The 25,006-nt window shown below is 75.5% G+C and carries 23 protein-coding genes; 11 read left to right on the top strand and 12 right to left on the bottom strand.

All coding sequences use genetic code 11. The features are described from left to right. The first annotated feature begins 24 nt into the window (after positions 1-24). Genes CELF_RS07130 through CELF_RS07115 form a run of 4 tightly spaced genes read left to right on the top strand, consistent with a single transcriptional unit; the run spans position 25 to position 2,828 of the window. The gene (locus tag CELF_RS07130) at positions 25-372 is read left to right on the top strand and encodes a GntR family transcriptional regulator (protein WP_013770578.1); all 348 of its coding nucleotides are present in this window, start codon (positions 25-27) and stop codon (positions 370-372) included. Continuing rightward, on the top strand, positions 369-1,379 hold the full coding sequence (locus tag CELF_RS07125; RefSeq protein ID WP_013770577.1) for a DUF1648 domain-containing protein: 1,011 nt from the start codon (positions 369-371) through the stop codon (positions 1,377-1,379). The genes CELF_RS07130 and CELF_RS07125 overlap by 4 nt, the downstream gene beginning before the upstream one ends. A gap of 52 nt (positions 1,380-1,431) precedes the next feature. Then, positions 1,432-2,496 (top strand): LLM class F420-dependent oxidoreductase, encoded by a 1,065-nt coding sequence (locus CELF_RS07120; RefSeq protein WP_013770576.1) that lies wholly within the window; start codon positions 1,432-1,434, stop codon positions 2,494-2,496. Between the two features lie 2 nt (positions 2,497-2,498). After that, positions 2,499-2,828 carry an MGMT family protein gene (locus CELF_RS07115; protein ID WP_013770575.1) on the top strand — a complete coding sequence of 110 codons (330 nt, stop codon included), beginning with the start codon at positions 2,499-2,501 and terminating at the stop codon, positions 2,826-2,828. 43 nt (positions 2,829-2,871) lie between these two features. On the opposite strand, the gene CELF_RS07110 is transcribed toward CELF_RS07115, so the two are convergent. Next, positions 2,872-3,960 (bottom strand): PP2C family protein-serine/threonine phosphatase, encoded by a 1,089-nt coding sequence (locus tag CELF_RS07110; RefSeq protein WP_013770574.1) that lies wholly within the window; start codon positions 3,958-3,960, stop codon positions 2,872-2,874. 108 nt (positions 3,961-4,068) lie between these two features. Between CELF_RS07110 and CELF_RS07105 the strand changes: the two genes are divergently transcribed. After that, positions 4,069-5,337, top strand: a complete 1,269-nt coding sequence (locus tag CELF_RS07105; RefSeq protein WP_013770573.1) for a GNAT family N-acetyltransferase — start codon at positions 4,069-4,071, stop codon at positions 5,335-5,337. Between the two features lie 6 nt (positions 5,338-5,343). Here the strand turns inward: CELF_RS07105 and CELF_RS07100 are convergent, their stop codons facing one another. The 5 genes from CELF_RS07100 to CELF_RS07080 are packed head-to-tail and all read right to left on the bottom strand — an operon-like array spanning position 5,344 to position 8,008. Then, a complete protein-coding gene (locus CELF_RS07100; protein ID WP_013770572.1) occupies positions 5,344-6,093 on the bottom strand; it encodes a copper homeostasis protein CutC in 750 nt (249 codons plus the stop codon). Then, positions 6,090-6,548 carry a PTS sugar transporter subunit IIA gene (locus tag CELF_RS07095; protein ID WP_013770571.1) on the bottom strand — a complete coding sequence of 153 codons (459 nt, stop codon included), beginning with the start codon at positions 6,546-6,548 and terminating at the stop codon, positions 6,090-6,092. Before CELF_RS07095 ends, CELF_RS07100 begins: the two co-directional genes overlap by 4 nt. Beyond that, positions 6,548-6,778: a PTS sugar transporter subunit IIB gene (locus tag CELF_RS07090; protein ID WP_013770570.1), complete on the bottom strand. Its 231-nt coding sequence runs from the start codon at positions 6,776-6,778 to the stop codon at positions 6,548-6,550. The genes CELF_RS07095 and CELF_RS07090 overlap by 1 nt, the downstream gene beginning before the upstream one ends. Before the next feature lie 31 nt (positions 6,779-6,809). Further along, positions 6,810-7,055, bottom strand: coding sequence for a glucose PTS transporter subunit EIIB (locus CELF_RS07085; RefSeq protein WP_013770569.1), 246 nt, complete (start codon positions 7,053-7,055; stop codon positions 6,810-6,812). Continuing rightward, positions 7,052-8,008 carry a GntR family transcriptional regulator gene (locus tag CELF_RS07080; protein WP_013770568.1) on the bottom strand — a complete coding sequence of 319 codons (957 nt, stop codon included), beginning with the start codon at positions 8,006-8,008 and terminating at the stop codon, positions 7,052-7,054. The genes CELF_RS07085 and CELF_RS07080 overlap by 4 nt, the downstream gene beginning before the upstream one ends. A 199-nt stretch (positions 8,009-8,207) precedes the next feature. Between CELF_RS07080 and CELF_RS07075 the strand changes: the two genes are divergently transcribed. Both CELF_RS07075 and ptsP read left to right on the top strand, forming a co-directional pair. Continuing rightward, positions 8,208-9,560: a PTS transporter subunit EIIC gene (locus tag CELF_RS07075; protein ID WP_013770567.1), complete on the top strand. Its 1,353-nt coding sequence runs from the start codon at positions 8,208-8,210 to the stop codon at positions 9,558-9,560. Further along, positions 9,557-11,236, top strand: coding sequence for a phosphoenolpyruvate--protein phosphotransferase (ptsP, locus tag CELF_RS07070; RefSeq protein ID WP_013770566.1), 1,680 nt, complete (start codon positions 9,557-9,559; stop codon positions 11,234-11,236). The genes CELF_RS07075 and ptsP overlap by 4 nt, the downstream gene beginning before the upstream one ends. 253 nt (positions 11,237-11,489) lie before the next feature. Here ptsP and CELF_RS07065 read toward each other — a convergent pair whose 3' ends face one another. Next, positions 11,490-11,759: an HPr family phosphocarrier protein gene (locus CELF_RS07065; protein ID WP_013770565.1), complete on the bottom strand. Its 270-nt coding sequence runs from the start codon at positions 11,757-11,759 to the stop codon at positions 11,490-11,492. A gap of 76 nt (positions 11,760-11,835) precedes the next feature. Next, positions 11,836-12,288: a ribose-5-phosphate isomerase gene (locus tag CELF_RS07060; protein ID WP_013770564.1), complete on the bottom strand. Its 453-nt coding sequence runs from the start codon at positions 12,286-12,288 to the stop codon at positions 11,836-11,838. Positions 12,289-12,345: 57 nt separating this feature from the next. Here CELF_RS07060 and CELF_RS07055 point away from each other — a divergent pair, with 57 nt between their 5' ends. Further along, positions 12,346-14,331: a M13 family metallopeptidase gene (locus tag CELF_RS07055; protein WP_013770563.1), complete on the top strand. Its 1,986-nt coding sequence runs from the start codon at positions 12,346-12,348 to the stop codon at positions 14,329-14,331. Positions 14,332-14,400: 69 nt separating this feature from the next. Here the strand turns inward: CELF_RS07055 and CELF_RS07050 are convergent, their stop codons facing one another. Then, positions 14,401-14,910 (bottom strand): hypothetical protein, encoded by a 510-nt coding sequence (locus CELF_RS07050; protein WP_013770562.1) that lies wholly within the window; start codon positions 14,908-14,910, stop codon positions 14,401-14,403. A gap of 75 nt (positions 14,911-14,985) precedes the next feature. After that, entirely contained in the window at positions 14,986-15,600 is a 615-nt protein-coding gene (locus CELF_RS07045; RefSeq protein WP_013770561.1) for a mycothiol-dependent nitroreductase Rv2466c family protein, read from the bottom strand. 278 nt (positions 15,601-15,878) lie between these two features. Between CELF_RS07045 and pepN the strand changes: the two genes are divergently transcribed. Continuing rightward, positions 15,879-18,479, top strand: coding sequence for an aminopeptidase N (gene pepN, locus CELF_RS07040; RefSeq protein WP_013770560.1), 2,601 nt, complete (start codon positions 15,879-15,881; stop codon positions 18,477-18,479). A gap of 108 nt (positions 18,480-18,587) precedes the next feature. Here pepN and CELF_RS07035 read toward each other — a convergent pair whose 3' ends face one another. Beyond that, on the bottom strand, positions 18,588-19,157 hold the full coding sequence (locus CELF_RS07035; protein WP_013770559.1) for a P-loop NTPase family protein: 570 nt from the start codon (positions 19,155-19,157) through the stop codon (positions 18,588-18,590). A 98-nt stretch (positions 19,158-19,255) separates the two neighbouring features. Beyond that, complete coding sequence (gene malQ, locus CELF_RS07030; RefSeq protein ID WP_013770558.1) at positions 19,256-21,394, bottom strand: 4-alpha-glucanotransferase; 2,139 nt, start codon at positions 21,392-21,394, stop codon at positions 19,256-19,258. Positions 21,395-21,578: 184 nt separating this feature from the next. On the opposite strand from malQ, the gene CELF_RS07025 reads away from it, so the two are divergent. Together CELF_RS07025 and CELF_RS07020 are read left to right on the top strand one after the other, a co-directional pair. Then, positions 21,579-23,765 carry a prolyl oligopeptidase family serine peptidase gene (locus tag CELF_RS07025; RefSeq protein WP_013770557.1) on the top strand — a complete coding sequence of 729 codons (2,187 nt, stop codon included), beginning with the start codon at positions 21,579-21,581 and terminating at the stop codon, positions 23,763-23,765. Continuing rightward, positions 23,762-24,964: a mechanosensitive ion channel family protein gene (locus CELF_RS07020; RefSeq protein ID WP_013770556.1), complete on the top strand. Its 1,203-nt coding sequence runs from the start codon at positions 23,762-23,764 to the stop codon at positions 24,962-24,964. The genes CELF_RS07025 and CELF_RS07020 overlap by 4 nt, the downstream gene beginning before the upstream one ends. The last annotated feature ends 42 nt before the right edge of the window (positions 24,965-25,006 follow it).

Genomic DNA, 25,006 nt, shown 5'->3' with positions numbered 1-25,006 from the left:
TCATCGAACAACTAGACTGACGGGGTGCTGTTCCGCGTCGACCCCGCCTCCCCCGAGCCGCTGTTCCAGCAGCTCGCGGACCAGGTGAGGCGCGCCGCCGCCCGCGGAGAGCTCACGGCCGGCACGCGGCTGCCCGCGGCGCGGGAGCTGTCGGCGTCGCTCGACATCAACCTGCACACGGTGCTGCGGGCGTACCAGGAGCTGCGCGACGAGGGCGTCATCGAGCTGCGGCGCGGCCGGGGCGCGGTCGTGGCCCGCACCGACGACCTCGCAGCACTCCACGAGGCCGTCGCGGCGGTCGTCCGGACCGCCGAGCGCCTGTCCGTCCCGCCCGCGACCACGCTCGCCCTGCTCAAGGAGGCCCTGCGGTGACCACCCCCGCGACCCTCTCCCCCGTCCCGCACCGCGGCGCGACCACGCTGCTCACGCTCGTGGCACCGCTCGTGCTGACCGCCACGGGCACCGCGCTCGCACTGTCCTGGGCCGACGACCTGCCCAACCCCGTCGCGACGCACTGGGGAGCGGACGGCACGCCGGACGGGTTCCTCTCGCTCGGCGGCGCCCTGGCCCCGTTCGTCCTCACCGCGGTCGTCGTGAGCGTCGGCGCCTGGCTCCTGGCGGTGCTCGTCGGGCGCAGCGCGTCGACCCGCCGGGGCGCCGCCGCGACCGCCGTCGGCACCACGACGCTGCTCGGGGTGCTCGTCGTGGGGTCGCTCGCGCAGCAGCGCGGGCTGACGGACGCCGCGGACGTCCCGGGGGTCGAGCCCGTCGTCGGGCTGGCGGTGAGCGCCGCGCTCGTCCTCGGCGGGCTCGCCGCGCTGCTCGTGCCGAGCGACGCGACGCACGCCACCGACGTCCCGCCGCCCGCCGACGCCGTGCGCGTCCCGCTCGGGGCGAGCGAACGCGTCGCATGGTCCGCGACCGTGTGGTCGCCCGCGACCCTCGCCGTCGCGGTCCCCGTCGTCGCGCTGCAGGCGGTGCTCGCGGTCGTGCTGCGCACGTGGGTCCTGCTCGGCGTCGCCGCGCTGCTGGTCGTCCTGCTCGCCGCGTTCCTCGTGGTGCGCGTGACGGTCGACGCCCGCGGGCTCGACGCCCGCTCGCCGCTCGGCCGCCCGCGCCTGCACGTGCCGCTCGACGAGGTCGTCGCCGCGCGCGCGGAGCCCGTGCGCCCCCTCGCCGAGTTCGGCGGCTGGGGCTACCGCGTCGGGCGCGACGGCCGCACGGGCTTCGTGCTGCGCGGCGGCGACGCGCTGGTCGTCGAGCGCACGGGCGGCCGCACGAGCGTCGTGACCGTGGACGACGCTGCCACCGCGGCCGGGCTGCTCAACGCCCTGGCCGCGCGCGGACGGTCGGCTGACGTCACCCGTACCGGCCGGTAACGTGACCGCGGGCGCGGCGACGACGGCGCGCACGGACGAGCGGAGGACGCGCATGCGCCTGGGGTACTACGTCGGCTACTGGTCCGCGGGCCCGCCGCCCGGAGCACAGGAGGCGGTGCTGACCGCCGAGCGGCTGGGGTTCGACTCGGTGTGGACCGCCGAGGCGTACGGCTCCGACGCGCTCACACCGCTCGCATGGTGGGGCGCGCGCACGTCGACCATCCGCCTCGGCACGGCCATCGCCCAGCTGTCCGCACGCACCCCCACGGCCGCCGCGATGGCGGCGCTGACCCTGGACCACCTCTCGGGCGGCCGGTTCGTGCTCGGCCTCGGGGCGAGCGGGCCGCAGGTCGTCGAGGGCTGGTACGGCCAGCCGTACCCACGGCCGCTGGCCCGCACGCGGGAGTACGTCGACATCGTCCGCCAGGTCCTCGCGCGGGAGGCACCCGTCACGTTCGACGGCGCGTTCTACCGCCTGCCGCTGCCCGCCGACCAGGGCGCCGGGCTCGGCAAGGCGCTGCGGTCGACGGTCCACCCGCTGCGGGCCGACCTGCCGATCCACCTCGCGGCCGAAGGCCCGCGCAACACCGCCCTCACGGCGGAGATCGCCGACGGGTGGCTGCCGATGTTCTACTCACCCCGCATGGACGCCGAGCACCGCGCGCTGCTCGCGGAGGGCTTCGCGCAGCGCTCGGCCGCGCGAAGCCCGGCCGAGGAGTTCGAGGTGACGGCCGCCGTGCCCGTGGTCCTCGGCGACGACGTCGAGTCGGCCGCGGACGCGATCCGTCCGCACGTCGCGCTCTACGCGGGCGGCATGGGGGCGAAGGGCGCCAACTTCCACCGCAACGTGCTGGACCGGCTCGGGTACGCCGACGCGTGCGACGAGATCCAGGCGCACTACCTCGCCGGCGACAAGGCGCGCGCCGTCGCGGCCGTCCCGACCGAGCTCGTGCGCGACGTGGCCCTCGTCGGCACCGCTGACGACATCCGTGCCCAGCTCCCCGCGTGGCGCAGCACCGCGATCACCACGATGCTCGTCCAGGCCGACCCCCGGTCGCTGCCGGCGATCGCGCAGGTCCTGCACGACCTCGTCGAGCCCGCCGCGGCGCCCGCCTGACGGTGGACGACGACTACGTCGAGTCCGTGCTCGACCTCGTGGCCGCGATCCCCTCGGGACGCGTCATGACGTACGGCGCCGTCGCGGAGGTGCTGGCCGACCGCGCGCTCGCCGCAGGCGGAGTGCCCCGCGGCGGCCCCCGGCAGGTCGGCCAGGTCATGAGCCGGGCCGGCTCGGGGGTGCCGTGGTGGCGCGTCGTCAACGCGGCGGGGGCACCGCCCGAGCGGCATCGTGTGCGCGCGATGGCCGAGCTCGTCGCCGAGGGCACGCCGCGCACCGCCGACGGGACGCGCGTCGCCGTCCGTCGTGCGATCTGGTTCCCGGACGACTGACGCCGTCCACGGGTGCGCGGCGGCCGGGCACCCGTGGCCGGGCTCAGTCGCGCCGGACGAGGACCAGCGCGCGGTCGTCGGAGTCGTCGGCCCGCACGCCCGCGAGCACCGCGGCCGCCCCGCCCGTCCCAGACGACAGCACACGGTCGGCGACCCCCATGAGGCGGTCGATGCCACGGTCGAGCGTCCGCGCGGGTGAGTCCACGAGCCCGTCGGTGTACAGCAGCAGGACGTCCCCCGGTTCCAGGCGGCCGTCTCGCGGGCGGTACGGCAGGTCCTCGACGACGCCGAGCGCGGGGCTGCCGACGGTGTCGACCACGTCCAGACGCCCGGAGCCGGCGTGGCGCTGCAGCGGAGGCGGGTGCCCGGCCGACGCGACCGTGTAGTCGCCCGTCGCGAGGTCGACCGCGACGTGCACCGCGGTCGCGAACCCCTCGTCCCAGTCCTGGTCCAGCACGTACGCGTTCGCGGCTTGCAGGAACGACTCGCTCGGCAGCGCCCCGAGCAGCCCGCCGAACGCGCCGGACAGCTGCAGCGAGCGCACGCCCGCGTCGATCCCCTTGCCGGAGACGTCGACGAGCACGAGCTCCAGGGCGCTGCCCCGGCGCAGGCGCGCGACCATGAAGTCGCCCGAGAACGCGTCGGCGTGCGCGGGCCGCACCTCGACGTCGACGGACCAGCCGTCGGGCAGCGCCGGGACGCGCCCGTGCGCGGCGAGCCGGTCGCGCAGGTCGACGAGCATGTGGCCGCCCGGCGCGCCCCGCAGGCCCAGCCGGTCGCGCTCGCTCGCGAACACGAGCGCGACGACCCCCCCGAGCCCGACGAGCACCACCACGCCGGGCAGCACGGTCGGCAGCCCCGCCAGCAGGAGCGCCACGATCTGCACCAGGATGAGCACCGCGAGCACCGCGAAGGAGCGGAACCGCAGCAGGAACACCCCGACGAGCAGCAGCACGAGGAACGTCGACGCCGGGATCCACTCCGACCGCGCGAGGATCGCGGCGCTGACCCCGGCCGAGCACAGCACGAGCAGGACCGTCAGGCCCGTCTGCGAGCGCAGCACCCGGCGTCGCAGCGCGAGCGTCAGCCGCGTCAGCGGCCCGACGTCCGGCGCCGGCCGGGAGGTCACCATCGGTCGAGCGTATCCGCAGGTCCGGACCGCGAGAAGGTGCACCGGGGCGGCCGGCGGCGCGCCGTAAACCGTTCGCGCCGGGCAGCACCGCGCGGTCACGATGACGCCATGACCCACCTTCCCGCCGGTTACCGCGTCGTCGAGGTGCCCGAGGCGCGCCAGGACGAGTTCCTCCTCGTCGACCGCCTCGCGTTCGCCTTCGACTCGACCCCCGAGACCGACGCGATCGTCCCCCTCACGCTGTCGTGGGACCGGACGGTCGGCGTCGAGGGCCCCGACGGTGCGCTCGCCGCCGTCCACGGCTCCTTCCCGTTCACCCTGCCCGTCCCGGGCACGTCGGTGCCCTGCGCCGGGCTCACCTGGGTCGGAGCGCGCCCCGACCAGCGACGACGCGGCCTGCTGAGCGCCATGATCGACACCCACTTCCGCCGCTCGCTGGACCGCGGCGAGCCCGTCTCGGCGCTGTTCGCCGCCGAGCACGCGATCTACGGCCGGTTCGGCTACGGGTCCGCCGCCGACGACCTGCGCGTGACGATCCCGCGCCGTGCCGCGCTGCGCGACGTCCCCGGGTCGGCCGACCTGACGGTGCGGTTCGCGACGCTCGACGCGCACGGGCACCGGGACCTCGTCGACGACCTGCACCGCGCCGCCGGCGCCGGCAGGCCCGGCTGGATCACGCGCGACACCGAGGTGCTGCGCCGTCGCCAGCTCGTCGACCCGCCTGCGTGGCGCGACGGTGGCGAGCCGCTGCGCATCGCGACGGTCCACGCGGCGGACGGCACCCCCCGCGGGTACGCCGTGCTGCGCCGCAAGGAGGCGTGGACCGAGGGCGGCCCGAAGCACACCGTCCAGGTCCGCGAGGCGGTCGCGCTCGACGCCGCCGCGACCCACCGGCTCTGGTCGTTCCTGCTCGATCTCGACCTCACCGCCAGCGTCGAGGCGGGGATGCTGCCCGTCGACCACGAGCTGCTGCACCTGCTCGTCGACCCGCGCGGGATCGTGCCGAAGATGGTCGACAACCTGTGGGTGCGCGTCCTCGACGTGCCGACCGCGCTCGCCGGGCGCCGCTACGCCGCGCCCGTGGACGTCGTGCTCGAGGTGCGGGACGCGCGGCTGCCCGCCAACGCCGGCCGCTGGCGCCTCACGACGTCGAGCACGCCGACGGACGGCGCCTGGGACGCCCGTGTCGAGCGCACGCAGGACGCCGCGGACCTCGAGCTCGACGTGCGCGAGCTCGGCGCCGTCTACCTGGGGGGTCGCTCGCTCGCCGCCCAGGCACGGGCCGGGCTCGTCGTGGAGCGGCACGCCGGGGCGGTGCAGGGGGCCGCCTCGGCGTTCGGGTGGCCCGTCGCACCGGTGTGCAGCTGGGTGTTCTGAGGACGGTCAGGCCCGTGCGGCGCCCGACGTGACCACCGCGTCGAGCGCCGCACGGGCGGCCGCGACGAGGGTCGGGTCCGTCGTGGTCCACCCGTCGCCGCCGCCCCCGCCGGGACCACCGTCGCCCGCCACGTGCCGGCTCGCGGACAGGTGGACGGCGTCCACGCCCAGCGCCACGAGAGGTGCGGCGTCGTCCGGTCGCACTCCCCCGCCCGCCATGACCTCGATGCGGCCGGCGGCGTGCGCGACGGTCACGGCGAGCCGGGTCGTGCCGTCCGCGGCCCGGGCGGCGCCGCCCGACGTCAGGACCCGCCGGACCCCGAGCCCGGCCAGCACGTCGAGCACCGGCCGGGGGTCCGGGACCGTGTCGAGCGCGCGGTGGAACGTCACCTCGCGCCCGTCGGCGGCGTCGACGAGGCGGGCCAGGGCCCGCGTGTCCACGCCGCCGTCCGCGTCCAGGGCGCCGACGACGACACCCCTCGCACCGGCCGCGACCGCCGCGCGCACGTCGCGCACCTGCACCTCGACCTCGTCGTCGGCGTAGACGAAGCCGCCGGGGCGGGGACGCACGAGCACGTGGACCCCCACGGGGACGGCCGCGACGACCGCCGCGAGCAGCCCCGCGCTGGGCGTCAGCCCGCCTGTCGCCGCGAGCGCGGCGCACAGCTCCAGCCGGTCCGCGCCGGCGGCGACGGCGGCGACGGCCCCCGAGACGTCCTGGACGGCGATCTCGAGGACGGGCGCGGCCGGGGTCACGCCCACTCGACGAACGCGTCGCCGGCGTCGACCGTGTCGCCGGGCTGCGCGACCCGCACGAGCGTGCCGGGCGCCGCGTCGAGCGCCACGACGGGGCACACGGCGGAACGGCCGCCCGCCTCCACGGCTGCGGGGTCCCACGTGACGAGGACCTGGCACGCGCTCACCGTGTCGCCCTCGGCGACGTGCAGCGTGAAGCCCTCGCCGCCGAGCTGGACGGTGTTGATGCCGAGGTGCACGAGCACCCCGCGCCCGTCGGGCGTCTGCACGACGAAGGCGTGCGCGTGCAGCTTGGCGACGACGCCCGCGACGGGAGCGATCACCCGGGCCGGCGCGTCGTGCGCCGGGTCGACGGCGAGCCCCGGGCCGACGAGCTCGGCCGAGAAGACCGGGTCGTCGACGTCGGCGAGCGCACGGACGCGGCCCGCGACCGGGGCGAGGATCGCGAGCGGCATCAGCGCAGGTCCTCGATGTCCGAGGCCAGCGTGTCGGCCTCGGGGCCGACGACGACCTGCACGGCGGCACCCGAACGCACGACCGCGATGGCGCCGGCCGCCTTGAGCGCCGCCTCGTCGACCTGCGCGGGGTCCTCGACCTCGACGCGCAGCCGCGTGATGCACGGCTCCAGGTCGAGGACGTTGGCGTCACCGCCGAGGGCCGCCAGGATCTTCTCCGCCTTGCTCATTCGCTGCTCCTTCGTGGTGGGCGGCCGGTGGTCACATCAGCTCGTCGAGGTCGCTCGCGATCGTGTCGACGCGGGGGCCGACGACGACCTGGACGACACGACCCGAGATCATCACGCCGAACGCGCCCGCGGCGCGCAGGGCTGCGGCGTCGACGAGCGCGGTGTCGCGCACGAGCGAGCGCAGCCTGGTCGTGCAGGGCTCGATCTCGTCGATGTTGTCGACACCGCCGAGCGCGGCGAGGATCGCCGCCGCCTGCTCCATGCCCTCGGGCCTCATGTCCGGTCTCCTCGTGCGCCGGCCGCGGCGGGGGCGCGTCCGGGGGTGGGGGTGCTGCGGGGGGCCGTGCCGTCGGTCGCCCGTGCGTCGTCGCGGGCGGGCGGGGCGTCGGCCGGACCCGGGCGCGGGTCGGTCGGCGGTGCCGCGTCGGCGGCAGCGGTGCGGCGGCGGGGGACGAGCGAGGGCCGCGGCGCGCGCAGCGGCACCCACACGCTGTACCGGTCGGCGCGGTAGCACGACCGGGAGTACATGACGGCGCCCTGCTCGGCGTAGGTCCGCCGGGCCGCGCGCAGCACGGCACGCGCCTCCCCGAGCCCGAGCAGCGACGCCTCGGTGTCGGTGGCCTCGTCGGCGGACAGCGTGTCCTCGCCCCACTCGGGCTCGAGGTCACGGACGCGCAGCGCGTCGTACATGCTCGGCGGCGCGCCGTCGTCGAGGAGGTCGGGGGCCAGCGCGACGGGCACCCACACCTGCTCGATCGACATCGGAGCCCCGTCGGCGCTGCGCACGCGGTAGACGTAGTGCACGCGGTCGCGCGGCTCGATCTCGAGCGCGGCCGCCACGTCGGGCGTGGCGGAGACGACCTGCGCGGCGAGGACCGCGGTGGTGGGCTCCATGCCCCGCCGGCGCATCTCCTCGCCGAACGTCGTCAGGCGCATCTCGAAGTCCATGCGCTGCGGCGCGACGAACGTGCCCCGACCGTGCTCGCGGACGAGCACCCCCTCGGTCACGAGCGCGTCCACGGCCTGCCGGACCGTCATGCGGGACAGCCCGAACTGCTGGCACAGCGCCCGCTCGGAGGGGATGGCGTCGCCGACCCGCAGCTGCTGGGCGACGAGCGCGACGAGGTGGTCGCGGACGACGAGGTACTTGTGCCCGGCACCGCCCTCGGTCGCGTCGCCTGCGGCGGCGTCCGGCGGCACGGCCGTCGGCCCGTCGTGCGGCTGGTCCACGGGGCGGTCCACTCCTTCGGTTCCGGGCGGCGTCGCGGCGTCGCGAGGCTGTGACCCTTGACACATGATGAGGTCTAGACCACTCTGCTCGCAACTGGTCCAGACCAGAGCAGCTCGACGCTTCCCCGGACGCACGGGGCCTGCCATGGTCCCCCGCTCACCCGCCCCCGCACGTCATCGACACGCAACGAGGAGTGCCATGACCACCGCAGTCGCCGACCCCGTCGACGCGCCCCGCAAGGGCTTCCCCGGTCTCGCCCAGCTCCAGCGCATCGGGCGCTCGCTCATGCTGCCCATCGCGTCCCTCCCCGCCGCCGCGCTGCTGCTGCGGCTCGGCCAGGACGACATGCTCGGCGCCGACGGCGTCGGTGCGAGCGCCGCCTGGATGCTCCCCGTCGCCGACGTCCTCGGCGCCGCCGGCAACGCGCTGTTCGCCCACCTGCCGCTGCTGTTCGCGCTCGGCGTCGCCGTCGGGTACGCGCGCAAGGCCGACGGCTCCACGGGCCTGGCCGCGCTCATCGGCTACCTCGTGTTCACGGGCGTCACCGACGCGCTGTCCCCCTACGTCCTCGGCGAGCCGCCGAAGGGCGAGGAGCAGGAGCTCATCAACTACGGCGTGCTCGGCGGCATCGTCATCGGCCTCGTCGCCGCGCTGCTGTACCAGAAGTACTACCGGATCAAGCTCCCCGCCTACCTGGCCTTCTTCGGCGGGCGACGCTTCGTGCCCATCGTGACCGCAGGCGCGTCGGTCCTCATCGCCGTGGTCGCAGCCCTCGTGTACCCCGCGTTCGACGCGGGCTTCACCGCCGTCGGCGACTGGGTGACCGGCTCGACGATCATCGGCGCCTTCGTCTACGGCACGCTCAACCGCCTGCTCGTGCCGATCGGCCTGCACCACCTGCTCAACTCGCTGCCGTGGTTCCAGTTCGGGGAGTTCACCGACGCCGACGGCGAGGTGTGGAACGGCGACATCGCCCGCTTCCTGCACGGCGACCCGACCGCCGGCACGTTCATGACCGGCTTCTTCCCCATCATGATGTTCGCCCTGCCGGCCGCGGCCCTCGCGATCGTGCACACGGCCAAGCCCGAGCACCGCAAGGTCATCGCCGGGATCATGGGGTCCGCGGCGCTCGTCTCCTTCGTCACGGGCGTCACCGAGCCGCTCGAGTTCTCGTTCGTGTACGTCGCGTACCCGCTGTACGCGATCCACGCGGTCCTCACCGGGACGTCCATGGCGCTCGTCAACGCGCTCGGCATCCGTGACGGGTTCGGGTTCTCCGCGGGAGCCATCGACTACCTGCTCAACTTCCGCATCGCCGAGATGCCGCTGCTGCTCGTCGTCATCGGGCTCGGGTACGCGGTCGTCTACTACTTCCTGTTCCGGTTCGTCATCACGCGCTGGAACCTGCGCACGCCGGGCCGCGAGGACGACGACTCGCTCGTCGGCGCCGACCCGACCGCCGACCGGCCGGAGCGCGACCGTCTCACCAAGGACGCCGCCCGCACGGCCCCGCCCAGCGCGACGGCCGGCGGAACGGCCACCGACCGGTGACGACCACCGTGGTCCTGCGCGGCGTCGGGGTCAGCCCCGGGCGCCGCGCAGGCGTCGTCGCCCGCATGCCCGACCCGCTGCCCGCGCCGTCGACCGAGCCGCTGCCGCCGGGCACCGACCTGCCGGCCGCCGCCGACCGGGTCGACGCCGCCGCGACGCTCGTGCACGACACGCTCGTCGCCGCGGCCGCGACCGCACGCGGCGAGGCCGCCGACGTGCTCGCCGTGACCGCGGAGATGGCGGCCGACCCGACCCTCGTCGACGAGGCACGACGCCGCGTGCTGGAGACGTCGGCCACCCCGCAGCGCGCGGTCTGGGACGCCGCCGCCGTGGTGGTGGACGGGCTCCTCGCCCTCGGCGGGATGTTCGCGGAACGCGCCGGCGACGTGCGCGACGTCCGCGACCGCGTCGTCGCGACGCTCACCGGCGCCCCTCTTCCCGGCGTCCCCGACCCGGGCACGCCGTTCGTGCTCGTCGCCCGCGACCTCGCCCCCGCCGACACCGCCCGGCTCGACCCCGACGCCGTGCTCGCGCTCGTCACGGAGGGCGGCGGACCCACGTCGCACACCGCGATCCTCGCGCGCGCGCTCGGCATCCCGGCCGTCGTGGCGGTCCCGGGCGTCGACGCGCTGCGCGACGGCGACGCCGTGCTGGTCGACGGCTCCGTCGGGGAGGTCGTCCGGGACCCCGACGCCGACGCCGTGGCCCGCGCGGGCCGCCGCCCGGCCCGGCCGACGCGCCTCACCGCGCCCGGGGCCACCGCCGACGGCCTGCCCGTCGCGCTGCTGGCGAACGTCGCCGACCCCGCCGGGGCGCACGTCGCGGCGGCCGCCGGCGCCGAGGGCGTGGGGCTGCTGCGCACCGAGTTCCGGTTCCTCGGCCGCACGGTCGCGCCCGGCGTCGAGGAGCAGGTCGACGCCTACCGGCAGGTCCTCGCGGCGTTCCCCGGGCGCAAGGTCGTCGTGCGCACGCTCGACGCGGGCGCCGACAAGCCGCTGCCGTTCGTCACGGCGCGCGACGAGCCGAACCCGGCGCTCGGCGTGCGCGGGCTGCGCACGTCCTGGGAGCACCCGCAGGTCCTCGACGACCAGCTCGTCGCGATCGCGCGGGCGGCCGCGTCGAGCGACGCCGACGTGCACGTCATGGCGCCGATGGTCGCGACCGTCGACGAGGCGCGCGACTTCGTGGACCGGTGCGCCGTGCACGGGCTGCCCGTCGCGGGCGTCATGGTCGAGGTGCCGTCCGCGGCGCTGCGGGCCGGACGGCTGCTCGCCCACGCGCACTTCGCGAGCATCGGCACCAACGACCTCACGCAGTACGCGATGGCCGCGGACCGAGAGCTCGCGGGTCTCGCGCGCCTGTCCACCTCCTGGCAGCCGGCCGTGCTCGACCTCGTCGCCGCGACGTGCGCCGGTGGCCGCGAGCGCGGGCGGCCCGTGGGCGTCTGCGGGGAGGCCGCCGCCGACCCGGCGCTCGCGCCCGTGCTCGTCGGGCTGGGTGTGACGTCGCTGTCGATGACGCCGCGCGCGCTGCCCGACGTCGCCGCGGTGCTGTCGACCGTGACGGCGCAGCGGTGCCGCGAGCTGGCCGACGTGGCGCTGGACGCGGACGGGGCCGACGAGGCACGGGCCGCGGTCCGCGCGGCGCTGCCGGTGCTTGCCGACCTCGGGCTCTGACCGGCACCGGCCCCGGCGGGGACGCCGAGGGCCGTCGCCGTCCGCTCCAGCAGGGCGGACGGCGACGGCCCTCCCGGTCGGGCGGCGGGCGTGCGTGGACCGTGCGCGACAGCGGGGCGTGACGGCGGTGCGTGACGGCCGTGCGTGACGGCTGGGCGTGACGGCGGTGCGTGACGGCGCGGCGTGCCGGCGGTGCGCGACGGCGGTGCGCGACGGCCGTGCGTGACCGCGGTCCGTGTCGCGGTGCGCGACGTCAGGCGACGTCGGGGCGGCGCAGGAACTCCTCGAGGGCGTCGAGCGAGGCCACCGCGTCGTCGTCGTCCGCCGGCGTCTCGAGGACGACCTCGTCGCCGCTGCCGACGCCCAGCGTCATGACGGCCAGGATCGAGCGCGCGGGCGCGGGCGTCGAGCCGTTCTTCGCGATCGTCACGGGCGCCGGCTGTCGCGCCGCGGCCGCGACGAACAGCGCGGCCGGGCGGGCGTGCAGGCCCTCGGCGAGGGCGACGACGACGGAACGCTGCATGGTCTGCCTCCACGGGTGTCGACGACGACTGTCGCCACCCTAGTGGTCTAGACCACGATCGCGCGAGACGCGCCGGTCAGCCGTGCGAACGCTCGTACTCGGCGAGCAGGTCGATCCGGCGCTGGTGACGCGGGTCGCCGCTGAACGGCTCGCCGACGAACGCGTCGACGAGCTCGAGCGCCTCGTCGACCGAGTGCTGCCGCGCCCCGACGGCGACGACGTTCGCGTCGTTGTGCTGCCGGCCCAGGCGCGCCGTCTCGAGGTTCCACGCGAGCGCGGCCCGCACCCCGGGGACCTTGTTCGCGGCGATCTGCTCGCCGTTGCCCGAGCCGCCGATCACGACGCCGAGGCTCCCCGGCTCCGCGACGACGGCCTCGCCCGCGGCGAAGCAGAACGGCGGGTAGTCGTCGAGCGCGTCGTACTCGTGCGCGCCGTGGTCCACGACGTCGTGGCCCGCGGAACGCAGGTGGTCGACGAGCGCGGCCTTGAGCTCGTACCCGGCATGGTCGGAGGCGACGTGGATCCGCATGGGCTCATCCTGCCGCACCCCCGGCCCGCCGTTGCCACCCGTCCGTAGGCTGTGCCCATGACCCGCAGCGGCATCGACCTCAGCGCCCTCGACCCCGCCACCCGTCCGCAGGACGACCTGTTCTCCCACGTCAACGGGAAGTGGGTCGCCGCCCACCAGATCCCGGCCGACCGGGCCATGGACGGCGCCTTCCGTGCCCTGCACGACCGCGCGGAGGAGCAGGTCCGCGACATCATCGTCGACGCCGGCGCGAGCGCCGCGGCCGGGGACGCCGACGGCGTCGAGGCCAAGGTCGGCGCGGTGTACGCCTCGTTCATGGACACCGCCACGATCGCGGCCCGCGGGCTCGCCCCGCTGCGCGAGGACCTCGACCTCGTCGAGCAGGCCGCCACGCGCGACGAGCTCACCGCCGCGCTCGGCGCGCTGCAGCGGACCGGCGCCGCGTCGGCCGTCGGGTTCTGGGTCGACAACGACGCCAAGGACCCCGAGCGCTACGTCGTCTACCTCATGCAGTCCGGGCTCGGCCTGCCCGACGAGTCCTACTACCGCGACGAGCAGTACGCGTCCGTCCTGGCCGCCTACCGCCCCCACGTCGCGCGCATGCTGCGCCTCGCGGGCGTCGCCGCCGACGACGCCGCGGCGGATGCGCTCGCGGGCGCGGTCGTGGACCTCGAGACCAGGCTCGCCGCGCACCACTGGGACGTCGTGCAGGACCGCGACGCCGACCTCACCTACAACCCCATGACGCTGGCCGCGCTCGCCGAGCGCGCCCCCGGGTTCGACTGGGTCGCCTGGGCGCGGGCCCTCGGCGCGCCGCACGGTGCGCTCGACCACGTCGTCGTGCGTGAGCCGTCCTTCGCCGAGGGTTTCGCGACGCTGTGGGACAAGGAGCCGTTGGAGTCGTGGAAGGCGTGGCTCGCGTACCACGTGGTCAGCGACCGCGCGCCGTACCTCACCGACGACCTCGTCGAGGCGAACTTCGACTTCTACGGCCGCACGCTCACCGGCGCGCAGGAGCTGCGCGAGCGCTGGAAGCGCGGCGTCGGGCTCGTGCAGGGCGCGCTGGGCGAGGCGGTCGGCAAGGTGTACGTCGAGCGGCACTTCCCGCCGAGCCACAAGGAGCGCATGGACCAGCTCGTCGCGCACCTCGTCGAGGCGTACCGGCAGTCGATCGCGCGGCTCGACTGGATGGGCGAGGAGACCCGCGCCAAGGCCCTGGCCAAGCTCGAGGCGTTCACCCCCAAGATCGGCTACCCCGTGCGCTGGCGCGACTACTCGGCCCTCGAGGTCGCGGCCGACGACCTGCTCGGCAACGTCCGCCGCGCCAACGCCTTCGAGCAGGACCGCGAGCTCGCGAAGATCGGCAAGCCGCTCGACCGCGACGAGTGGTTCATGACGCCGCAGACCGTCAACGCCTACTACAACCCCGGCATGAACGAGATCGTGTTCCCCGCCGCGATCCTGCAGCCGCCGTTCTTCGACGCCGACGCCGACGACGCCGTGAACTACGGCGGCATCGGCGCCGTGATCGGGCACGAGATCGGGCACGGCTTCGACGACCAGGGCTCCAAGTACGACGGCACCGGCCGGCTCGAGGACTGGTGGACCGCCGAGGACCGCGCCGAGTTCGACGCGCGCACCCGCGCGCTCGTCGCGCAGTACGACGCGTTCTCCCCCGCGCAGCTCGGCGGCTCGCACCACGTCAACGGCGCGCTCACGATCGGCGAGAACATCGGCGACCTCGGCGGGCTGTCGATCGCGCTGGCCGCCTACGAGATCGCGCTGGGCCGGCCCCTCGCGGAGGCCCCCGTGGTCGACGGGCTGACCGGTGCGCAGCGGGTGTTCCTCGGCTGGGCGCAGGTGTGGCAGTCGAAGGGGCGGGACGAGGAGGTCGTCCGGCGCCTGGCGACGGACCCGCACTCCCCCAACGAGTTCCGCTGCAACGGCGTGGTGCGCAACGTCGACGCGTACTACGACGCGTTCGACGTGCAGCCCGGCGACGCGCTGTACCTCGACCCCGCGGAGCGGGTCCGCATCTGGTGAGCACGTGAGCACCGACGGGCGGGTCGCGTGCCGCGCGACCCGCCCGTCGTCATCGCGGCGCGCGACCGGTCAGGGCACCTCGTCCCACGACGCGCGCGCGAGCCGGAACCCCGTGCCGTCCTGCCCCGTGCACGTCACGCCGTCGGTCGCGCTGCGGCACGTCCAGCCGTCGACGCGTGACTGCGAGCCGTACTCGAGCGTGCGCACGTCGTCGCCCGCGGCGGTCGGCGCCGGACCGTCCTCGCACGGGAACGCGACACCGTCGGGACCGAGCGTGATCACGTGCCCGGTCGTGCCGGTGCAGCCCGGCACCGCGGGCGGCGCGTACGTGAAGTCGGCGATCGTGCAGGTCACACCCTCGCTGGCGACCGTGCAGGCGATGTTGCCGCTCGGCAGCCGGAACGCGTCGGGCGGCGAGGCCTGCGCCGTCGGCGTCGCCGAGGCGGAGGGAGACGCCGCGGCCTGCGTCCCGCCGGGCGACCGGCCCGACGTGAGCCAGGCCGCAGCCAGCACGACGAGCACGGTCACCAGGACGGCGTCGACGACGACGAGCGTCCGGATCGTGCGCGGCGACGTCATGGAGCTCCTGGGACCGGCGGGACTCGGGCGACGAACAGGATCACACGGGACGAACCCGGCAGGCCAACCGGACGCTCAGACCGCCGGTCCGACCGTCCGGGTGCGCTTGAGCTCGTAGAAGCCCGGCACCTGCGTGACGAGCGCGAGCCCGTCGAACAGCCGGCCCGCGTCCTGCCCCGTGGGTGCCGGCGTGATGACGGGGCCGAAGAAGCCCACCCCGTCGATCGCGACGACGGGCGTGCCCACCTCGTCGCCGACGAGCGCGAGGGCCTCGCCGTGCGACGCTCGCAGCAGGTCGTCGACCTCCGCGGTCCCGCCGACCTCCGCGAGCCCGGCTGGCAGCCCGACCTCGGCGAGCGCCTCGGCGACGATCGCGGCCGTGTCGGTGCGCCGGCCGGTGTGGCGGCGCGAGCCCAGGGCGTCGTACAGCGGCTTGAGGACCTCGTCGCCGTGGTCGCGCGCCGCGGCGACGAGCACCCGCACGGGCGCCCAGGAGTCGTCCATGAGCGCGCGGTAGCTCGCCGGCAGGTCCCGGCCCTCGTTGAGGACCGACAGGCTCATGACGTGCCAGCGCACCTCGACGTCGCGCACCGCGGCGACCTCGTCCATCCACCGCGACGTCAGCCAGGCCCACGGGCAGGCGGGGTCGAACCAGAAGTCGACGACGGGGCGCGTGGCGGTGACGGTCATGGTGCTCCTCGTGCTCGGCGGGGTCTCGGGCGGATCTCGGGCGGGTCTCGGGCGGCGTCGCGGGCGCGTCGCGGTGCCCGTGGCGGGGCCGTGGCCGGCTCGGCGCCGTCCGAGTGTCACCCGCCCGGGCCGGCGCGCGCACATCGGTCCGTCCACAGCCCCGCCGTGCCGCGTCACGGTCCACAGCCGGCGCCCGGGCGGCCGCCGGACGCACGGCTCCGCGTGCGATGATCGGGCGCGGCCACGAGCCGTGACCCCTCGCCGAAGGAGCAGCCAGCGTGCCCGCTGAGAACCTCACCCGTGCCGAGGCGCGTCAGCGCGCCGAGGTCGTCAGCCCCCAGTCCTACGACGTCACGCTCGACCTGACCACGGGACCCGCCACGTTCGCGTCGCGGACCGTCGTCCGGTTCACCGCGACGCCGGGCGCGGGCACGTTCATCGACCTGATCGCCCCCACGGTGCACGAGGTGACGCTCAACGGCCGCCCGCTCGACGTCGCCGACGTGGTCGCGGACTCCCGCATCCGCCTCGACGACCTCGCCGCCGACAACGAGCTCGTGGTCGTCGCGGACGCGGCGTACATGAACACGGGCGAGGGCCTGCACCGCTTCGTGGACCCGGTCGACGACGAGGTCTACCTGTACTCGCAGTTCGAGGTCGCCGACTCCCGCCGGGTCTTCGCCGTGTTCGAGCAGCCCGACCTCAAGGCGACCTTCACGTTCACCGTGACCGCGCCCGCGCACTGGACGGTCGTGTCGAACTACCCGCAGGTGGGCGAGCCCGAGCCGGTCGACGGTGGCGTCAACCGCAACGGCGGACCCGACAAGGGCACCGCGACGTGGCGCTTCGAGACCACCCCGCGCATCTCCTCCTACATCACCGCGATCGTCGCCGGGCCGTACCACGGCGAGCACCGCGAGCTGACCAGCAGCGACGGCCGCACCATCCCGCTCGGGGTGTACGTGCGCGGCTCGCTGGCCGAGCACCTGGACACCGACAACATCGTCGACATCACGCGCGCGGGCTTCGCGTTCTTCGAGGAGAAGTTCGGCGTCCCCTACCCGTTCGCCAAGTACGACCAGCTCTTCGTGCCGGAGTTCAACGCCGGCGCGATGGAGAACGCCGGCGCGGTGACGTTCCTCGAGTCCTACGTGTTCCGTTCCAAGGTGCCGGACGCGACGGTCGAGCGGCGTGCCGTGACGATCCTGCACGAGCTGGCCCACATGTGGTTCGGCGACCTCGTGACCATGCGCTGGTGGGACGACCTGTGGCTGAACGAGTCGTTCGCCGAGTACGTCTCGACGCTCGCGACCGCCCAGGCGACCGCGTGGACGAGCGCCTGGACGACGTTCTCCTCGCTGGAGAAGAACTGGGCGTACCGCCAGGACCAGCTCCCGTCGACGCACCCGATCGTCGCCGACATGCGCGACCTGGAGGACGTCGAGGTCAACTTCGACGGCATCACGTACGCCAAGGGCGCGAGCGTCCTCAAGCAGCTCGTCGCCTGGGTCGGGCAGGACCAGTTCTTCGCCGGGGTGCGCGCCTACTTCGCGAAGCACGCGTGGGGCAACACCGAGCTGCGCGACCTGCTCGCGGAGCTCGAGACGACGAGCGGCCGCGACCTGTCGGCGTGGTCCGCCCTGTGGCTCGAGCAGGCCGGGGTGACGCTGCTGCGCCCCGACGTGCAGACCTCCGAGGACGGCACGATCACGTCGTTCGCGGTGCTGCAGGAGGTGCCCGACACCTACCCCGTGCAGCGGCCCCACCGCCTCGCCATCGGCGGCTACGACGTCGACGCGACGACGGGCCGGCTTGCCCGCACCCTGCACCTCGAGCTCGACGTGGACGGGCCGCGCACCGAGGTCCCCGAGCTCGTCGGGACGCGGCGGCCCGCGCTGCTGCTCGTGAACGACGACGACCTCGCCTACGCCAAGATCCGCCTCGACGAGGCCTCGCTCGCCGCGGCGATCGAGCACCTCGGCGCGTTCGACGACTCGCTGCCGCGCACCCTCGTGTGGACGGCCGCGTGGGACGCGACGCGCGACGGCGAGACCCCGGCACGCGACTTCGTGGACCTCGTGCTCGGCAACATCCTCCACGAGACCGACTCGTCGGTCGTCCTCGTGCTGCTCCGGCAGCTCACGACCGCGCTCGACCTCTACGTCGCGCCCGAGCACCGGCAGACCACCGCCGTGGCGGCCGCCGACCGCCTGCTCGCCCTGGCGCGCACCGCCCCGGCCGGGTCGGACACCCAGCTGCAGCTCGTCAAGGCCTTCGCGGCCCGGGCGCAGACCGCCGAGCAGCTCGACGCCGTCGCGGCGCTCCTCGACGGTCGCGAGACGCTCGACGGTCTGACCATCGACACCGACCTGCGCTGGGAGCTGCTCACGTCGCTCGTCACGGGCGGCCGGGCGGCCGAGACCGACATCGCCGTGCAGCTCGCCGCCGACCCGACCGCGACGGGCCAGCGCGCCGCCGCGGCCGCCCGTGCAGCGATCCCGACGCCCGAGGCGAAGGCCGCCGCGTGGTCGGCCGTCGTCGACGGCGACGAGCTGCCGAACGCGATCCAGGCCGCGACGATCGCCGGGTTCGGCCGCGTGCACGACCGCGGCCTGCTCGTCCCGTACGTCGAGCCGTACTTCACGGCCCTCACGAGCGTCTGGGCCGACAAGACGAACGAGATGGCGCAGAACATCGTCCTCGGCCTCTACCCGACCGACCTCGCGGACGACGACCGCGTGGACGTGCTGGGCGCGACGGACGCGTGGCAGTCGGCGAACGCCGACGCGGTGCCCGCGCTGCGCCGCCTCGTCGCCGAGAACCGGGACGGTGTGCGACGCGCGCTCGCCGCCCAGGAGGCGGACCGCCGCCGGGCCTGACCAGCACGGGTGGTCCGGCCGTCTACCGGCCGGACCACCCGCGGCAAACCACCCGGGGGCCGGTTCCCTCCCCACGGGTGGCCCGCACGTCGCCCGTCGCTCCCGACGTCAGCCGCGTCCGGGAGTGCCGGGCTCCAGGCTCTCCAGCCAGGCCCGGGCCTCGCGCGGGTGGCGCAACCGGATCACCGGCACGTCGCCGCTGCTGGCCAGCGCGGCGTAGCGCTCCCGGTAGCTCTCGTGCTGCGTCCAGGACCACAGCACGATGTTCTCGTCCGGCTCGCGGCGCAGCAGGTTGCGCAACCGCTCACGGTTTCCGTGCCACAGCTCCTCGCGCAGCGCCCCGCGGCGCAGGGTGCGGCGCAGTACCCGCGCCATGACGACACGGCGCGGGTAGTCGAGCCACACCACGGCGTCGGCGTCCTCGAGGAGCTCCCCGCGGCGCGAGTTCCAGTTCCCGTCGGTGACCCACCCGTCGCGCGCCCCCGGCGACGCGAGGAAGTCGCGCAGGAGCGCGTGCGCCTCGGCCACGTCGCGCATCGTCCAGTGCTCGGCCCAGAAGACGGCGTCGAGCTCGAGGTGGCCGACGCCGAGACGACGGGCGGCCTCGCGGGCGAGCGTCGTCTTGCCCGCGCCGGAGTTGCCGACGACGCGCAGGCGGCGGGGCGGGTCGGCAGGCACCCGGTGATCCTGTCACGGCCCCCAGCAGCACACGGACCCCCGCGGGGCGGGCGGCGACGGCCACGTCGGCGGAGGGCCGCTGGAGAGTCGCCGGAGGGTCAGCGCCACTCGTTCATGACCGCGGCCAGCGAGTACAGGCGGGCGTTCGTGAACAGGTCGTCCACGAGCACGACCTGTCCGGCGCTGTCCGCGAGCGGCACCTTCCAGTTCGGGTACTCCTGGTCCGTGCCCGGCTGGTTCTGCGCGCGCCGCTCCCCGACCGCGTCCGCGAGCGAGACACCGACGAGCACGGACGGCGTGGCCAGCACGTACCGGTGCAGCGCCTCGACGATCTCCCGCTCGGAGGGGTCGGGACCGAGCAGGTCGCGGGCGCGCAGCGCGTCGAGCATGCGGTCCCGCTCGGCTGCCGCGGCGGCGCGCACGGTGGCGACCGGCTCGGTGAGCAGCCCCAGCCGCTCGCGGATCGCGACGTGCTCCCCCGCGAGGTAGCCGGCGGTCGGCGGCAGGTCGTGCGTCGTCACGGTCGCGAGGACGAGCTCGCGGTAGTGCTGCGGCTCCAGGGGCGCGCCGTGCATGTCGCGCTCGAACCACAGCACCGACGTGCCGAGGATGCCGCGCTCCGACAGGTAGTCGCGGACCCAAGGCTCGACGACGCCCAGGTCCTCGCCGATGACGACCGCGCCCGCGCGGTGCGCCTCGAGCGCGAGGATCCCGACGAGCGCCTCGTGGTCGTAGCGCACGTACGCCCCCTCGGACGGGGACGCACCCTGCGGCACCCACCACAGACGGAACAGCCCGAGCACGTGGTCGATGCGGATCGCGCCCGCGTGCCGCAGGACCGTGCGCAGCATGTCGCGGTAGGGCCGGTACGCGGCGCGCGCGAGCGCGTCGGGCTGCCACGGCGGCTGCGACCAGTCCTGGCCCTGCTGGTTGTACATGTCGGGCGGCGCGCCGACGCTCGCGCCCCGGGCGAGCACGTCGCCGAGCGACCACACGTCCGCGCCCTGCGGGTGCACGCCGACGGCGAGGTCGTGCATGACCCCCAGGAGCATGCCGTTGTCGAGCGCGGTGCGGTGCGCGGCCGCGAGCTGCTCGTCGGCGACCCACTGGAGCCACCGGTGGAACGCGACGCGGTCGGCCAGCTCGGTGCGCGCCTCGGCGACGAACGCGGACCCGGGCTCGAGCGCGTCAGCGGGCCAGGTGCGCGTGTCGGCGCCGTACCGCTCGGCCAGGGCGCACCACAGCGCGAAGGTCTCCAGGCCCGGGCCCTGCTCCTCGACGAACGAGTCGAGGTCGGCCTGGCGGGCGGCGGACAGCGGCACGGCGAACACGACCTCGAGCGCCGAGCGCTTCGCGGTCCACGCGGCGTCGCGGTCGATCGGCCCGGGGTCGGTGTCCAGCGCGAGGGCCTGCTCGCCGGCCCACTCGACGAGCGTGCGGTCGGCGGCCGTGAGGTAGGCGGCCTCGGGGATCTCCTCGACGCGGACGTAGAGCGGGTTGACGAACCGGCGCGTCGTCGGGAGGTACGGCGACGGGGTCATCGGGACCTGCGGCTCGGCCGCGTGCAGGGGGTTGATGAGCAGGAAGTCCGCACCGAGCCGCGCGGTGAGGGCGCCGATGTCCGCGAGGTCCGCGAGGTCCCCGACGCCCCACGACCGCCGCGAGCGGACCGAGTAGAGCTGGGCCATGACGCCCCACGCGCGCCGGCCCTCGAGCACCTCGGGCAGCTCGAGGCGGTCGGGCGTGACCACGACGGGTGTGCGGCCGTGCGCGCTCGGCCCGTCCGCGTGGAGCTCGTGCCAGCCGAGCGGCAGGTCGGCGGGCAGCGTGAAGGTCGCGCGCCCCACGAGACGGCCGTCGACGGTGCGCGGCGCGACGGGCACGTCGGCCTGCGTGAGCTCGCGCCTGCCGCCGCCGACCTCCGGGTCCAGCTCGAGCCAGACCTCGACCGGGTCACCGTGCGTGACGTGGACGGGCACGTGGGCGTGCCGGCCCTCGCGCACGACGACGACGGGGGGCAGCGTGCGCCGCCACGGCATGTCCTCGCGGTGCGCGAGCGCGAGCTCGATGCGCTCGGGCGAGGAGGCGTCGACGCCGAGCGCCGCGAGCACGCCCTGCAGCGTCGCCGCGGACGCGACGTTGTGCTGCCCGTCGAAGCCCCACCAGTCGGGCGTGATGTCGTAGGCCGCCGCGAGGCGCAGCAGCGCGTCGGACGCGGTCTGCGTGTCGTCGGCCACGGACCGATCCTGCCAGAGCCTGCCGCCGGACCGCAGGACGGGCGCGCGGTGCGACCAGCGCAGACGCCGGCGGGCACCGGCCGGACGCGTCGGACGCCCCCGAGCGGAGACGCTCCGACCGGCCCCGACGCGAGGCGCGGCGGTCTGCCGGGACGCCCCGCTCGGCGTCGTAGCCTTGCGCACCATGACGGTCCCCTCGCAGCACCCCACCCCGTCCTCGTACCCGCCCGCCCGCGCGCTCGACCTGGTGGAGGACCTGCACGGTCACCGTGTCGCCGACCCGTACCGCTGGCTCGAGGACGCCGACGACGACGCGACCCGCACGTGGTCCGACGCGCAGGACACGCTGTACGGGGAGTACCGCCACGGGCTCGCGACGCGCCTCGGCGACGGGCCGTGGTCGACGGAGCGGCTGACCGCCCGCCTGCGCGAGCTGCTCGGGGCGGGTGTCGTCGGCGCGCCCGCCTGGCGCGGGGAGCGGTACTTCTTCGTGCGCCGCACGGGCGAGCAGGAGCACGGCGTCCTGCTCGTGTCGGAGCCCGCGCAGGACGGCGGACGCCGCGAGCGCGTGCTCGTCGACCCGGTCGCGCTCGACCCCGCCGGCACCACGACGCTCGACAGTTGGCAGCCCTCGAAGGAAGGCCACCTGCTCGCCTACCAGGTCTCGCACGGCGGCACCGAGGAGAGCGTCCTGCACGTGCTCGACGTGACGACGGGCGAGCTCGTCGACGGGCCGGTCGACCGGGCGCGCTACTCCCCCGTCGCGTGGCTGCCGGGCGGCGAGGCGTTCTTCTACGTGCGTCGGCTCGCGCCCGAGCTCGTGCCGGCCGACGAGCAGCAGTACCACCGGCGCGTGTGGCTGCACCGGGTCGGGACGTCGCCCGACGACGACGTGCTCGTGTTCGGCGAGGGGCTGGACCGGACGAGCTACTACGGCGTCTCGGTGTCGCGCGACGGACGGTGGCTGGTCGTGTCCGCGTCCGCGGGCACCGCGCCGCGCAACGACGTGTGGATCGCGGACCTGTCCGCCGGGCCGCTGACGGCGCCGGTGTTCGAGGAGGTCGCCGTCGGCCTCGACGCGCAGACGGGGGCGTGGGTCGGCCGCGACGGGCGCCTGTACGTGCACACGGACCTCGACGCACCGCGTGGCCGCGTCGCGGTGACCGAGCCGACGTCGCCGGGTGTCGCGCACTGGCGGACGCTCCTCGCGCAGGACCCGACGGCGGTGCTCGAGGACGTCGCGTTCACGGACGGCGGCGGGGACGACCGCACGCCGACCCGCCTGCTCGCGTCGTGGCGCCGGCACACCGTCTCGGAGGTCACGGTGCACGACCCGGCGACGGGCGAGCGCCTCCCCGGCGCCGCGGGTGACGTCGCGCTGCCCGGTCTCGGGTCGGTGTCCGGGCTGGTCACGCGCCCGGACGGCGGCGCGGAGGTCTGGTTCTCGTACACCGACCACACGACGGTCCCGAGCGTGCACCGCTACGACGCCACGACGGGCGAGGTGTCGCTGTGGGCGTCGCCCCCCGGCGCGGTCGCGGACGTACCGCCCGTGACGGCCCGCCAGGTCGAGGTCACGAGCGTCGACGGGACGGTCGTGCGCGCGTTCGTCCTGGCCCGCACCGACGCGCTCGACGCGGACGGGCGGCCCCGCACGCCCGCGCCGACGATCCTGTACGGCTACGGCGGGTTCCAGATCTCGCTCGACCCCGCGTACTCCGCCGCGACGCTCGCCTGGGTCGAGGCCGGAGGCGTGTACGTCGTCGCGAACCTGCGCGGCGGCGGCGAGGAGGGCGAGGACTGGCACCGGGCCGGGATGCGCGCGCACAAGCAGAACGTGTTCGACGACTTCCACGCGGTCGCGGAGCACCTCGTCACGGAGGGCTGGACGACGCCCGACCGGCTGGCGTGCTCGGGCGGGTCCAACGGCGGGCTGCTCGTCGGGGCGGCGCTCACGCAGCGTCCGGACCTGTTCGCCGCGGTCGTGTGCTCGGCACCGCTGCTCGACATGGTCCGCTACCAGCGCTTCGGGCTGGGCGTCACGTGGACGGAGGAGTACGGCGACGCCGACGACCCGGTCGAGCTCGGCTGGCTGCTGGGCTACTCCCCGTACCACCGGGTCCGTCCCGGCACCGCGTACCCCGCGACGCTCTTCACGGTGTTCGAGGGCGACACGCGCGTCGACCCGCTGCACGCACGCAAGCTCGCCGCGGCGCTGCAGGCGGCGACGACGGCCGACCCCGCGCAGGCGCCCGTCCTGGTGCGCCGCGAGACCGGCGTCGGCCACGGCGCCCGCGCGCTGTCGCGGTCCGTCGCCCTGACGGTCGAGCAGCTCCAGTTCGTCGCCGACCGCACCGGGGCCGCCCGATGAGCCGTGCGACGCACCTGCTCGCCGCCGCGACCCCCGCACCCGAGCCGTCGCAGAGCGCGGACCTGCTGCCGGACGACAAGACGTCCCCGAACGCGTGGCTCGAGTGGTTTCTTGGGCTGCCGCTGCGGATCGTCATCATCGTCGCCGTCGGCACCGTCGTCCTGATCCTGCTGCGCCGCGCGATCCGCGGGGTCACCGACCACGTCGCCGACGGCACGCCGTGGTTCCAGCGGGGCGTCATGCGGCCCCTCGGGGAGTCGGACGTCGCACGCACCCTGCTGCGCGCGACGGACCCGCTCGCGACCGCGCGCCGCTCCCAGCGCGCACGCACGCTCGGGTCCGTGCTGCGGTCCACCGCGACGGTGGTCGTCGGCACGATCATGGTGCTGCTCGTGCTCGCCGAGCTCGGCGTCAACATCGCGCCCTTCATCGCCTCGGCCGGCATCGTCGGCGTGGCCCTCGGCTTCGGCGCGCAGAGCCTCGTCAAGGACTTCCTCACGGGCCTGTTCATGCTGCTCGAGGACCAGTACGGCGTCGGCGACGTCGTCGACGTCGGCCCGGCGACGGGCACGGTCGAGGCGGTCACGCTGCGCGTCACCAAGATCCGCGACTCCGACGGGACCCTCTGGTACGTGCCGAACGGCTCGATGCTGCGCGTCGGCAACAAGACGCAGGGCTGGGCCACCGCGGTCGTCGAGATCGACGTCGACTACTTCGCGGACCTCGACCAGGTGCGCGCGCTGCTGCGCGAGGCGGCGGCGCGCGTCGAGGCCGACCCGGTGCTGGGGGCGCACCTGCAGGGCGCGCCCACGATCACAGGCATCGAGCGGCTCAGCGCCGACGCCATCACGCTGCGCCTGAAGGTGCGGACGTCACCGGCGATGCAGTGGGACGTCGCGCGCGCCCTGCGGACCGCCACGCGTGACGTGCTGGAGCGGGCCGACGTGCCGCTCGCGGGTCAGCGCGACCTGCTCCGGGCGCACCGGGACGGGACCGCGCCCGCCGACGAGCCGTCGGGAGACGCCGACGAGACGCCGGACGACGCGCACGAGACCGGCGAGCAGGAGCGCGCGACGACGGCGGAGGACCGCGAGACGCGGGACGGCGCACCTCCCCGGGACCCGCACGACACGCCCGTGCACGACGTCGCCGCCCAGCGCGACGCCCGCCGGGCGGCACCGCCCGGGGACTCCGTCTGACGCGGACCGGGCCGACGGGCCGGCACCCCGGGCGTCCTCGTC

It is taken from the genome of Cellulomonas fimi ATCC 484 (assembly GCF_000212695.1).
In the GTDB taxonomy this organism is placed as follows: Bacteria; Actinomycetota; Actinomycetes; order Actinomycetales; family Cellulomonadaceae; genus Cellulomonas; species Cellulomonas fimi.
Note: the sequence above shows the minus strand (reverse complement) of the source record. Positions and strands in the feature narration are given on the sequence as shown.